Source organism: Roseibium sp. (genome assembly GCF_050301095.1).
Lineage (GTDB): Bacteria > Pseudomonadota > Alphaproteobacteria > Rhizobiales > Stappiaceae > Roseibium.
The window spans coordinates 1-12,136 of the sequence record NZ_JBNKYW010000296.1; the positions used below are offsets into that span (position 1 = coordinate 1).

Annotated in this window: 12 protein-coding genes; 6 read left to right on the forward strand and 6 right to left on the reverse strand. The window is 58.3% G+C overall.

All coding sequences use genetic code 11. The features are described from left to right. A partial coding sequence (locus ACQY7U_RS25860) for a hypothetical protein (RefSeq protein ID WP_428651382.1) occupies positions 1–354 on the forward strand: 354 nt, incomplete at its 5' end. 87 nt (positions 355–441) lie between these two features. Here ACQY7U_RS25860 and lepB read toward each other — a convergent pair. After that, positions 442–1,107 carry a signal peptidase I gene (lepB, locus tag ACQY7U_RS25865; protein ID WP_428651385.1) on the reverse strand — a complete coding sequence of 222 codons (666 nt, stop codon included), beginning with the start codon at positions 1,105–1,107 and terminating at the stop codon, positions 442–444. A 305-nt stretch (positions 1,108–1,412) separates the two neighbouring features. Here lepB and parC point away from each other — a divergent pair, with 305 nt between their 5' ends. Next, on the forward strand, positions 1,413–3,665 hold the full coding sequence (gene parC, locus ACQY7U_RS25870) for a DNA topoisomerase IV subunit A (protein ID WP_428651387.1): 2,253 nt from the start codon (positions 1,413–1,415) through the stop codon (positions 3,663–3,665). Here parC and ACQY7U_RS25875 read toward each other — a convergent pair. Then, positions 3,662–4,471, reverse strand: coding sequence for an AraC family transcriptional regulator (locus ACQY7U_RS25875; protein ID WP_428651390.1), 810 nt, complete (start codon positions 4,469–4,471; stop codon positions 3,662–3,664). The two genes, parC and ACQY7U_RS25875, sit on opposite strands and share 4 nt — an antisense overlap. Before the next feature lie 103 nt (positions 4,472–4,574). Between ACQY7U_RS25875 and ACQY7U_RS25880 the strand changes: the two genes are divergently transcribed. From ACQY7U_RS25880 to ACQY7U_RS25890, 3 genes are all read left to right on the forward strand, one after another. Further along, a complete protein-coding gene (locus ACQY7U_RS25880) occupies positions 4,575–4,982 on the forward strand; it encodes a DUF2000 family protein (RefSeq protein ID WP_428651393.1) in 408 nt (135 codons plus the stop codon). 103 nt (positions 4,983–5,085) lie between these two features. Then, positions 5,086–6,249, forward strand: coding sequence for an iron-containing alcohol dehydrogenase (locus tag ACQY7U_RS25885; protein WP_428651396.1), 1,164 nt, complete (start codon positions 5,086–5,088; stop codon positions 6,247–6,249). 8 nt (positions 6,250–6,257) lie between these two features. Further along, positions 6,258–6,704 carry an acyl-CoA thioesterase gene (locus ACQY7U_RS25890; RefSeq protein WP_428651399.1) on the forward strand — a complete coding sequence of 149 codons (447 nt, stop codon included), beginning with the start codon at positions 6,258–6,260 and terminating at the stop codon, positions 6,702–6,704. 188 nt (positions 6,705–6,892) lie between these two features. Here ACQY7U_RS25890 and smpB read toward each other — a convergent pair whose 3' ends face one another. Both smpB and dapA read right to left on the reverse strand, forming a co-directional pair. Next, positions 6,893–7,372 (reverse strand): SsrA-binding protein SmpB, encoded by a 480-nt coding sequence (gene smpB / locus ACQY7U_RS25895; RefSeq protein ID WP_428651402.1) that lies wholly within the window; start codon positions 7,370–7,372, stop codon positions 6,893–6,895. Between the two features lie 77 nt (positions 7,373–7,449). Continuing rightward, positions 7,450–8,328 carry a 4-hydroxy-tetrahydrodipicolinate synthase gene (gene dapA, locus ACQY7U_RS25900; protein ID WP_428651405.1) on the reverse strand — a complete coding sequence of 293 codons (879 nt, stop codon included), beginning with the start codon at positions 8,326–8,328 and terminating at the stop codon, positions 7,450–7,452. 303 nt (positions 8,329–8,631) lie between these two features. Here dapA and ACQY7U_RS25905 point away from each other — a divergent pair, with 303 nt between their 5' ends. After that, a complete protein-coding gene (locus ACQY7U_RS25905; RefSeq protein WP_428651408.1) occupies positions 8,632–9,549 on the forward strand; it encodes an alpha/beta fold hydrolase in 918 nt (305 codons plus the stop codon). Positions 9,550–9,680: 131 nt separating this feature from the next. Here ACQY7U_RS25905 and ACQY7U_RS25910 read toward each other — a convergent pair whose 3' ends face one another. Both ACQY7U_RS25910 and ACQY7U_RS25915 read right to left on the reverse strand, forming a co-directional pair. Further along, positions 9,681–10,850 (reverse strand): porin, encoded by a 1,170-nt coding sequence (locus tag ACQY7U_RS25910; RefSeq protein ID WP_428651411.1) that lies wholly within the window; start codon positions 10,848–10,850, stop codon positions 9,681–9,683. A gap of 446 nt (positions 10,851–11,296) precedes the next feature. Continuing rightward, positions 11,297–12,136: porin (locus ACQY7U_RS25915; protein ID WP_428651414.1), on the reverse strand; the 840-nt coding region annotated here is incomplete at its 5' end.

Sequence of the window (12,136 nt, forward strand, 5' to 3'; positions counted from 1 at the left end):
CACAATAGGAGTGAATTGTTTTTGCGCGGTGCCAACGAACTGCTCGGAGAATGGACAACGCACAAGAACCTCGACAATTTTACTTTCGACGAGACCTTTGTGATCTATTATCCACTCCCAAGGTTCCTTGTAACTTCAAGAGAGAACCAGGAGCTGATTGCACGCATCCACGAAGGATTATTAAAAGCTTATGATGACGGATCACTGCTTCGTTTATGGGAGGACAAGTACCTGGAAAGCGTCAAGTTCGCCAGGCTTTCGGAGCGAAAAGTGTACCGCCTCACAAATCCGTTCATTGAAGGTATCGACCCTACCTGGAAAAGGTATGTCTACCAAGTGCCTATAGATGAATAAGGTTTCGAACCAATTTCTGAGCCGGGAAACGTAATTGCGAATACAAGCCCGCCACCCCTTCAATAGAACGAGCGGGCCTATAGGTGTTCATTCCATGTCACCTTCGATGGGGCGCCAGACGAATTCCTTAGATTTTCCAGAATAATAAAGCTGTTCCGCGACACCGGTTACCGTATCCACCGGGATATAGCCGACACGCGACAAGATCCGACTGTCCTGGGAATTGTCGCGATTGTCACCGAGCGTAAACAGGTGCCCCTCCGGCACGACATATTCGCGGGTGTTGTCGAGCTCGCTTTTGGTCGTGAGGTCGAGTGTTTCGAAGGAAACCCCGTTCGGCAGCGTCTCGCGGTAACGCGGCACCCGGCGGACATCGCCTGAAGAAGACTGCTCGACAAAATCGTCGATGCGTTCGCGTTTGACCGGTTCGCCGTTGATGTGAACGACGCCGTCGATCATCTGGATCGTATCGCCCGGCATGCCCACGAGTCGTTTCAAATAGATGTTGTCCGGATCGCCCGGCAGCGGAAAGATGATGATGTCGCCTGCGACGGGAACATAGGTTTCGCCAAACGCCGGAAAGACGCGCCGAACCAAAACATTGTCGCCCACCAGCAGCGTCGGCTTCATGCTGCCGGCCGGATTGGAGTAGGCCTTCATCCGCAGGACGTGGAAATCGTTCCAGGACAGAAAAACACTTAGAACGACGAGCAACCCCAGGACAAGTGCAACCAGATTTCTTTTTAATTTCATGTACTTATAACTCTCAGCCGATTAAAGCTGCACCACAACTGCAACTACATCCATTGCTAGCAATTTCAAAACTCCTAAACCCTTCCTTTCAATTCGATGATTTGCGGAGAAAGATCAAGCGCAGTTCCGGAATACCCGAAATTTTGCGACCGGCCTCCCCTTGCAGCAGCGCGTCCGGCGCAAACCGATCTGTCTCGTATAAAACTGCCCACATACTGTCGAAATCCGTTGAAAATCCGCCGTTTCCATTCCCAAATCGCGACAGGCGAATTGAACTTGCGGGCTGAAACAGTTAGCAAGCATTCATGGGAAAAGAGACGACTCCGCCGCCAAGCGGCATTGAAGGCATCAACCTCAAGGATGCGCTTGAAGAGCGCTATCTGGCCTATGCCCTGTCGACCATCATGCACCGGGCCTTGCCGGACGTGCGCGACGGTCTGAAACCGGTCCACCGGCGCCTGCTCTACGCCATGCGCCTTCTGAAACTGGACCCGGGTGCCGGCTTCAAGAAATGCGCCCGCGTGGTCGGCGACGTCATCGGTAAATATCACCCGCATGGCGATCAGGCCGTCTATGACGCGCTGGTGCGCCTTGCGCAGGATTTCGCGCAGCGCTATCCGCTGATCGACGGCCAGGGCAACTTCGGCAACGTGGACGGCGATAACGCGGCCGCCATGCGGTACACCGAAGCGCGCATGACCGACACGGCCAAGCGCCTGCTGGACGGCCTTGACGAAAATGCCGTCGATTTCCGCGAGACCTATGACGGCGAGGACAAGGAACCCATCGTCCTGCCGGGCGGTTTCCCGAACCTTCTGGGTAACGGCTCGTCCGGCATTGCCGTCGGCATGGCGACCTCCATTCCGCCGCACAATGCATTTGAGCTTTGCCAGGCCAGCCTGCATCTGATCAGGAACCCGAATGCGGAAGTCGACGAGCTTCTGGAGCATATCAAGGGTCCGGACTTCCCGACCGGGGGTCTGCTTGTTTCCGACCAGGGCTCCATTCGCGAAGCCTATGCGACCGGCCGCGGCAGTTTCCGTGTCCGTGCGCGTTGGGAAGTGGAGGATCTCGGTCGCGGCCAGTGGGCCATCGTCATCACGGAAATTCCTTATCAGGTGCAGAAATCGCGCCTGATCGAAAAGATCGCCGAGCTTCTGACGGCCCGAAAGCTGCCGCTGCTCGATGATGTGCGGGATGAATCGGCGGAAGACATCCGCATCGTGCTGGTGCCGCGCTCGCGCAATGTCGACGCCAATATCCTGATGGAATCCCTGTTCAAGCTGACGGACCTGGAAAACCGGTTCTCGCTGAACATGAACGTCCTTTCCATGGGCAAGGTGCCGATGGTCATGGGCCTGAAGCAGGTGCTGCGCGAATGGCTGGATCACCGCAAGGTCGTGCTGATCCGCCGCTCCGAACACCGGCTCGGGCAGATCAACCACCGGCTGGAGGTGCTGGCGGGTTATCTGATCGCCTATCTTAACCTCGATGAAGTCATCCGCATCATCCGTGAGGAGGACGATGCCAAGGCCGAGCTGATCAGGACCTTCGAGCTGACCGACGTTCAGGCCGAAGCCATCCTCAACATGCGCCTGAGATCCTTGCGCAAGCTGGAAGAGTTCGAGATCCGCAAGGAACACGAGAAGCTTTCGGAGGAAAAGGACGACCTCACCAAGCTGCTCAGCTCCGACGCCCGTCAGTGGACGAAAATTTCCAAGGAAATCGCCGAGATTTCCAAGGTCTACGGACCGGAAACGGAAATCGGCAAACGCCGCACCGACAAGAGCGAAGCCCCGGAAGCCGATCTCGTCGACATCCAGCAGGCAATGATCGAAAAGGAACCGATCACCGTCATCATTTCCGAAAAAGGCTGGATCCGGGCCATGAAAGGCCATCAGTCCGACCTTTCAGCCGTTGCCTTCAAGCAGGGTGACAAGCTGAAGCTGTCCTTCCATGCGGAGACGACGGACAAAATCCTGGTCTTCTCCACCGGCGGCAAGTTCTTCACGCTTGGCGCCGACCGGCTGCCGGGTGGGCGTGGCCACGGCGAACCGATCCGGCTCATGGTGGAAATGGACGAGGCCCAGGATGTGGTCAACGCCTTCGTCTACAAGCCCGGCCGCAAGCTGCTGCTCTCCAGCAACGAGGCCCGTGGCTTCGTGGTCAGCGAAGACGAAGTGATTGCCAATACCCGCAAGGGCAAGCAGGTTCTGAACCTGACCACCCCGGCCGAAGCCACGCTTTGCGTGGAAGCAGACGGCGACCATGTGGCTGTCATCGGCGAAAACCGCAAGCTGCTGGTCTTCCCGCTGGCGCAGATCCCGCAGATGGGGCGCGGACGCGGCGTCCGCCTGCAGCGCTACCGGGACGGCAATATCTCGGATATCCGCGTCTTCACCGGCGAGGGCGGACTTACCTGGACCGACAGTTCCGGCCGCAGCTTCACCCGGAGCCTCGAAGAACTCGCCGACTGGCGCGGTGAACGTGGCCAGGCCGGCAGACTGCCGCCGACCGGCTTCCCGCGCTCGAACAAGTTCGGGCCGAACAAGCTCTAAACGACCCTTTCGTTGGCGGTGCAAAGGCGCCGCCAATGACCGGGTGTCATGCCGAAGGCGCGCTTGAAGTGCCGCGTCATGTGACTCTGATCGGCGAAACCGCCTTCCACGGAGGCCACGGCAAGCCCCTCGCCCTTTGCAAGCATGGTTTTGACCTTGTCGAGCCGCCGCATGACCAGATAGCGGTGCGGGCTGGTGCCGAAAGCCTTCCGGAATTGCCGGGCAAGGCTGAACCGGTCCATCTGCGCGATACTTTCCAGATCCTCCATACGGATGTCTTCGCCACAGCTCTCCTTGAGATAGGACGCACAGTCTCGAATTGCGGGCCAATGCAAGGCTGCCTTTCTGGACCGGCCACTGTCCGCATAACGGTTGAGGCAAGCTGCCAGATCCGTTAGCAGGCTCTCACGTTTGAACGCGCCCATTTCCCGGTCGATGTCTTCCAGAGCTTCGCCGAGATCCTGCCGAAAATGCGGATCGGACAGCACGGGCGTTGCGACAAAGGGTAATTCGGCAAAGCCTGCCGGTTTGAGCGCCTCTCCGATCAGCTCCGGCGGAATATAGATCATGCGGTACCGGAGCCCCCGCTCCGTGCCGGCACCGCCGTCGTGCAGTTCGTCAGGGTGGATCACGATCACCTGGCCGGGCAATGAGGCCCGTTTCTCGCCGCGATACCGAAAGGTCTGCACACCGCTGATCGTCAAGCCGAGCGCATAGGTGTCATGGCGGTGCGGCGAAAACCCGTTGCCGCTGAACCGCGCCTCGATCCTGTCGATGCCCGCTTCCGTTGGCGAGGCGCGGATCATGTCGTTGCCAGGTGCGCACAAACGTTCAAGACTGGCCTCCCCGCAAGGCGCTAGGGTCCCGAAATTCCGATCCTTCTGAAAGCCTCGCGTGGAGTTGCCGTACATGTTCGAAACCAAATTTGTCGTTGTTGTCCGCGAGGACCTGGCTGCCTGGCAGAAATTGAATGTCACGGCGTTCCTGTCGACGGGAATTGCCGCCGCAAAGCCTGACATCATTGGCGAAAGTTATCGCGACGCAGCCGGGAATGTCTATCACCCCATGAGCATTCAGCCGGTCATCGTCCTGAGTGCCGACAAGGAAACCATCGGCAGGATCCATCAACGAACGCTCAACCGCAGTGTTCCCGCCAGCCTCTATATCGAGGAGATGTTCGCCACCGGACATGATACGGCAAACCGGCAGGTGTTTGCAGAATTCGGCCCCGAGACGGCGAAGGTGGTCGGGTTGGCCTTTCACTGTGACAGAAAAATTGCCGACAAGATCTCCAGGGGTGCGCGCATGCATGCCTGAATGCTCTTCCCGGCCAAAAGTCTGATCCCCAAAGCGCGTCCCGCCCCTCGACGGAAGGCCATTCTGCGGGCAATCTATGCAGAAATGACAGTCGGGAGGAAACATGATCGGCGCGTTCACGTTCAACACAAGCCAGCGCATCGTCTTCCAAAACGGTGCAGCTGCGGTCCTGGCGGACCACGCCGCGCCTTTCCTGGGAGACCGGCCGTTTCTGGTGACGGATCCCGGGATTATCTCCCTCGGCTTGCAGGAACCTTGCGAAGAGGCGCTGAAGAGCGCCGGCCACACCCTGGCACGCTTTTCGGAAGTCGCCGCCGATCCACCAAGAGCGCTGGTGGACCGCGCGATTGAAGCCGCAAAGGCACATGGCGCCACGTCTGTCATCGGTTTTGGCGGAGGATCCTCGCTCGACGTTGCCAAGCTCGTGGCGCTGATTGCGAGGAGCGGGGAGGATCTGGACGAGGCCTGGGGTATCGGCAACGCGAAAGGCCCGCGCTTGCCCCTTATCCTTATCCCGACCACTGCCGGTACAGGTTCCGAAGTTACACCCATTTCCATCATCACCGTGGGCGAAGAAGAAAAGCGCGGTGTCGTGTCCCCCCTTCTCCTGCCCGACCTTGCCGTTCTCGACCCTCACCTGACCCTTGGACTGCCCGGCCCGGTCACGGCGGCAACCGGCATCGACGCAATGGTTCATGCGATCGAGAGCTACGCTTCGAAATCGGCCAACAACAATCCGGTTTCCAGAACCCTGGCCCTGGAAGCCCTGAAGCTTTTGGGAGCCAATATTGAACGGGCGGTGTTTTCTCCCGTAGACGAAGACGCACGGGGCGCCATGTTGCTCGGCTCCATGCTGGCCGGCATGGCCTTTGCCAATTCGCCCGTCGCAGCCGTCCATGCGCTTGCCTACCCCATCGGCGGCACATTCCATGTGCCGCACGGCCTTTCCAACGCGCTGGTGCTGCCGCATGTCCTGAAATTCAACAACAAGGTTGCCGCGGCAACCTACGCGGAACTGGCTCCGGTCGTTTTTCCGGATCTTGCCGAAGTTCAAAGCTTTGAAGAACGGGCCGATCTGTTTGCGGAACGCCTGGCTGGCCTTGCCGGTATTCTGGGCCTGCAAACACGGCTTCGGGATGTCGGCATCTCAGAAGACGACTTACCGAAACTGGCCGCGGATGCGATGAAACAGACCCGCTTGCTGGTGAACAATCCGCGGGAACTTGGTGAAATGGATGCGCTCGAAATCTACAAGGCAGCCTTATGACATCCACAATGTCTCCACAGACTTCCCGCCCCGCCCCCCTGAGACGAACCGATTTCAAAGCCTTTCTGACTATCCCCACCCGGTGGATGGATGTGGATATCTACGGCCACGTCAACAATGTGCAGTATTTGAGCTTCTTCGACACAGCGGTAAACAGCTGGTACGTCGAAAACGGCCTTCTTGATCCAGTGAAGAGTTCCGAAATCTTTGTCGTCGTCGAAACCGGCTGTCACTACTTTGCGGAAATTACCTTTCCGGACACCGTAACTGCAGGTCTCAGAATCGAGAGACTCGGCTCCAGCTCTGTGGTTTTCAGGGTCGGATTGTTCACCGGCGAAGCTTTGGAAACAGCAGCTCACGGACGGTTCGTACATGTGCTCGTTGATCGCCCAACGCGGCGTCCGCTTCCGATTTCAGAACAGAAACGGGAGGTTCTGGAAAGTTTGACGGCTTGACAGGGCCTTGCTTGGCGGGGGCGGTTTCCCGCGTTGGACAAGTGTGAGATATTCACAACATAGCCCCAGGATAACGCGACAGGCTGCCCACAGGTTCCCCACAAGGCATGCACAGTTTATGCGCAGCTTGCCAACAGCTTTCCCGAAGTCATCAGAGTGTTATAACGCCGGCAGCCGGGCAGCCGGTTTCAACCCAAGTTCTTCATCAAACGTGATTTCTCGCGCTGCCAGTCGCGCTTCTTTTCCGTCTCTCGCTTGTCATGCAGCTTTTTCCCGCGAGCAAGGGCCAGTTCCAGCTTGGCCCGGCCCTTGTCGTTGAAATAGAGCTTGAGCGGGACAATCGTCTTGCCTTCCTTCTGGACGGCACCGGCCAGCTTGCCGATTTCGCGCTTGTGCAGTAGCAGCTTGCGCGGCCGGCGCGGTTCGTGGTTGAACCGGTTGGCCTGAAGGTATTCGGGAATATAGACGTTGTAGATCCAGATCTCGCCCTTGTGTTCGGCGGCATAGGATTCGGCGATATTCGCCTTGCCGTTGCGCAAGGATTTGACTTCCGTGCCTTTCAGCTCGATCCCCGCTTCCAGCGTATCTTCGATCTCGTAATTGAACCGGGCCTTCCGGTTATCGGAAATGATGGTCCGTCCCGGATCGCCCCCTTTTTTCGGAGCCATTTTCTGTCCTCGGGTGCCAGGCACCCTCTGTCGGGAACGGGAGGCAAACGGCATGATCCGTTTGCCCCGCCTCCATATTAATTGATCAGGCCTGCGTGGGCCATGGCGGCGCGGACTTCCGCCCGTGCATCTTCGGAGATCGGGACCAGCGGCAGACGCAGTTCCTCATCGATCTTGCCGAGCAGGTTCAGCGCATATTTCGCTCCGCCCGGGCTCGGTTCCAGGAACAGGGCGCGGTGAAGCGGAGCCAATCGGTCCTGGTATTCCAGAGCCTTGGCGTAATCGCCGGCAAGCGTTGCCGCCTGGAACTCGGCGCACAGGCGCGGCGCCACGTTCGCGGTCACGGAAATGCAGCCGGAGCCACCGTGGGCGTTGAAGGCGAGCGCGGAAATATCTTCGCCGGACAGCTGAACAAATTCCGGTCCGCACAGGTGGCGCTGCCGGCTGGCCTTGGCCATGTCGGCGGTCGCATCCTTGACACCCTTGATGTTTTCGCAGGTCTCGAACAGCTCGGCCATCGTTTCCGGCGTCATGTCGACGATCGACCGGCCCGGAATATTGTAGATGTAGATCGGAATGCCAACGGCATCGTTCACGGCCCTGAAATGCGCCTTCAGGCCAGCCTGGTTCGGCTTGTTGTAATATGGCGTTACGACCAGAATCGCGTTCGCACCGGCCTTTTCGGCGTGCTGGGCAAAGTCAATCGCCTCGATGGTGTTGTTCGACCCCGCGCCTGCCATCACCGGCACCCGGCCGGCGGCGGCTTCGACGCACAACTCGATGACCCGCTTGTGCTCGTCGTGGGTCAGCGTCGGGCTCTCGCCGGTGGTGCCCACCGGAACAAGTCCGGAAGATCCTTCCGCGATCTGCCAGTCCACAAAGTCCTGAAACCGTTTCTCATCGAGCGCTCCGTCCTTGAACGGGGTAATCAGCGCTGGGATGGAGCCTTTGAACATCTCGGTTTCCTCTTGGACAAAGCTTGCGGTTCTTCCGGCCGGAACGGGACCGGTCCTTAACGGAGGCGCAACATACTCATCTGCCGCGGAAGGAGCAATGCTCCCCACACAATTCGGCGACCGGTTTGCGAATTTTCTTTGCGGCCATGCGCCATTTTGGCGACACAAGACCCGCCATGCGGGCATTTTCCGAATATCCAGACCTTGGCACCGAAACACAAAGGCATCTATCCTCGCGCGAACCTGCTTTCGAATGGAAACGATTGGGACCGGTGTAGCTCTGCCGTCCCGGGGGAAACACCAGTGACGACTACGCCGGACGACATTCCTGAATATGCCATGCCCGAACCTGAGGAATTCAGCTGGAAGGGTCCGGATGGCCTCACGCTTGGCGGCAGGCAATGGCTGCCGGCACAGAACGTGCAGCAGGCGTCCTGTCCTCCCATTCCCGTTGTCTGCCTGCCGGGTCTTTCCAGAAATACACGTGATTTCAGTGATATAGCTCGCTATCTCCAGGCAGCCGGACACTCCGTCACGGCACTCGACTATCGCGGCAGAGGTTTGAGCGAATGGGATCCGGATTGGCGGAATTACGCCTTGCCAGTCGAGGAAACGGACATTGCCGCAGCGATTGAATACCTCGGCCTCGAGCGGTTTGCCCTGCTGGGCACCTCCAGAGGCGGACTTCATGCGCTTTCCATGGCAAACCGGTACCCGGCGAACCGCATGGCGGCAGTCATTTTGAATGACATCGGCCCGCATATCGAAATGAGCGGACTTCTCCGGATCGCGGCGACACTCGGGCGCAAGATGGAATACAGTTCCTTCGACGAGCTAGCGACCGGTTTCCGGAAGACACTCGGCGCCCAATTCCCGTCCTTTTCCCAGCCGGACTGGAAAAAATTTGCCGGACAACTCGCCTCCAGCCGGGCCGGCAAGGTCGTCCTTGATTTCGATCCGGCTCTCGCCTGCCAATTGGCAGCCCTGGACAATACAACGCCCGCTCCGGATCTATGGCCTCTTTTTGAGAAACTGACGGACCGGCCGCTACTCATTCTGCGCGGCGCGCATTCGGATCTGCTCAGCGAAGAGACCTGCAAACGCATGCTGGAGATGCATCCCGCTGCCCGCTACAAGATCATTCCCGGTCAGGGGCATGCGCCGGTTCTATGGGAAGAGGACACCCAGCGGGCAATCGCGGAATTTCTGCAGTCCCTTTGAAAAGAAGCCCAGAAGACCCGAAGCACTCTGGTTGCCCAACGCTTCTTTCTTCACGCACTTCCCTGGTTGCAAATAAAAGAAAACCCGGCGTTTCCGCCGGGTTCTCCATCAAACCTCTATGTGAGGATCGATTAGAAGGTGCGCTGCATACGAACACCGAAGAGCAGAGCGTCGGTGTCGCTACCGTTGTTACCATTGATGCCGTCGATGTCGGTGTTGGAGTAACCAACGTCAGCACCCATGACGAAGCCGGAGACCGGCGCCCACTGAACGGAACCGTCAATTGCCCAACGGTCAACATCGCCAATCGTTGCGTTCTGGTCCATGTCGACGGAAGCGTAGGAACCGTCGAGGGCCAGACCGATCGTGGAGGTTGCCTGGATGTACAGACCTGCCGACAGGGAGTAACCGCTGTTGGTGTCGTCCTGGGTATAATCGGAAACGCCGTTCACGCCGGTGATGCCGTTACCGATGTAGGACAGAGCGCCGTCAGCGTAGAAGCCCTGGAAGTAGACGTTCGAACCGGAGTTGATCATCGGCAGGTTGAAGTTCACGCCAGCGCCGATTGCCCAACCGAAGTTGTCTTCTTCACCACCCCAAGTGTTGGTGCGGTTGGTTGCAGCATCCGGGTAGACCTGGTGCAGGGCACCGGCGATCTTTGCGCCACCCCAACCCTGGGAAATGGCGAGAGCTGCAACGACGTCCGGAGAGCGGGTGCCGCCGTAGTTGCCGACTTCACGGTTGGAACGGTCTTCAAGAGCGACGGTCGCGGAGAAGCCGTTGCCGAAAGCAGCGGTGTAGGCAATCTGGTTGGTGGTCACGTCGGACCAGTCACGAGTGACAACACCCATGAAGGTCTGACCGGTGTAGATGTTGAAGTTAGAACCGGTGTAACCAGCCGTCAGACCGCCCCACTGAATGTAGGCATTGTCCAGCGTGACGCTGTTAGCGCCATTTACGTTGGTTGCGTAAATGGAGGTGTAGGCACGCAGGGTACCGAATTCGGTAGCGGTGCGGGCATCGAGGTACAGGTAACCGCGAGACAGCCAGGAATAGCCGTCCTGGTCGCGGTTAGCCCAGTTGCCATCGTCCATGACGTTGTTGACAACGAACTGGGTACGAACACGGCCGCCGACGCGCAGGCAGGTTTCAGTGCCCGGGATGTAGTAGAAGCGGGCGCCATAAGCGTCGCAGACGCGAACGTAGTCGACCGGCTCCGGAGCAACCGGAAGATCGGCTGCCTGGGCGGTGGTTGCAGCAGCTGCGGAAGCAGCAGCGAGCATCAAGCTCTTGAGTTTCATTCTGACCTCCAATCAGTCATATCAATTGGTACCAAGTATTGAAGTACCATTGTCCCCGCGAAGTATGTCTGTGTTTGCCACCGACCGGAGGTTGGACGTCCGAGGCATGCAAACCAGTGCGGCTCGAAGCCGCTCGCAAGGATGACCATACGCATCCGCCTTGCCGGTTCAACATGGAAAGCGTTGTCGACCTGCCGCAGGGGCCGTTTTCAAAAACCGGTGTTGCGCGAATGTCACAAAAACGGACTGGAAATTCATAAACTGTTAGGATTTTAAGTCAGATCAGGCTCTCGACGCTTGATAACAGGGCGGTCGCGTCGGCCTGAATCGATCCGCCGCCAGATCAAAACGGAATCAAAAAAGGGGACGGCCCGGCAGATTGGAGCCTGCCGGGCCGCATGACTGACTGGAGTTCAGAGAGTCACAGTCAGATTCTAATCAGTTGATTAGAAAGTGCGCTGCATACGAACACCGAAGAGCAGTTCGTCGGTGTCGTCGGAGTTGTCGACTTTGGTGTTGGAGTAACCAACGTCAGCACCCATGACGAAGCCGGAGACCGGCTCCCACTGAACGGAACCGTCGATTGCGTAACGGTCGATGTCGTTGCCGTTGTTGGACATGTCAACCGATGCGTAAGAACCGTCGAGGGCCAGACCGATCGTGGAGGTAGCCTGGATGTAGGCACCTGCCGACAGGGAGTAACCGCTGTTGGTGTCGTCCTGGGTGTAGTCGGAAGCACCAAAAGCAGTCTTGGTGATGCCGTTACCGATGTAGGACAGAGCGCCGTCAGCATAGAAGCCCTGGAAGTAGATGTTCGAACCGGAGTTGATCATCGGCAGGTTGAAGTTCACACCAGCACCGATTGCCCAACCGAAGTTGTCTTCACCAGAAGTTGCGTTGTTGTTGGCAACGTTCGGGTAGACCTGGTGCAGGGCACCAACGACCTTTGCACCACCCCAGCCCTGGGACAGGGCGAGAGCTGCAACAACGTCCGGAGAGCGGGTGCCGCCGTAGGAACCGACTTCACGTGCAGAACGGTCTTCAAGAGCGACGGTCGCGGAGAAGCCGTTGCCGAAAGCAGCGGTGTAAGCGATCTGGTTTGCAGTGGCGTCTGCCCAGTCACGAGTGACAACACCCATGAAGGTCTGACCGGTGTAGATGTTGAAGTTAGAACCGGTGTAACCAGCCGTCAGACCGCCCCACTGGATGTAGGCGTTGTCGAGGGTGACGGAACCACCACCGTTAACGTTGGTTGCGTAGATCGAGGTGTAGGCGCGCAGGGTGCC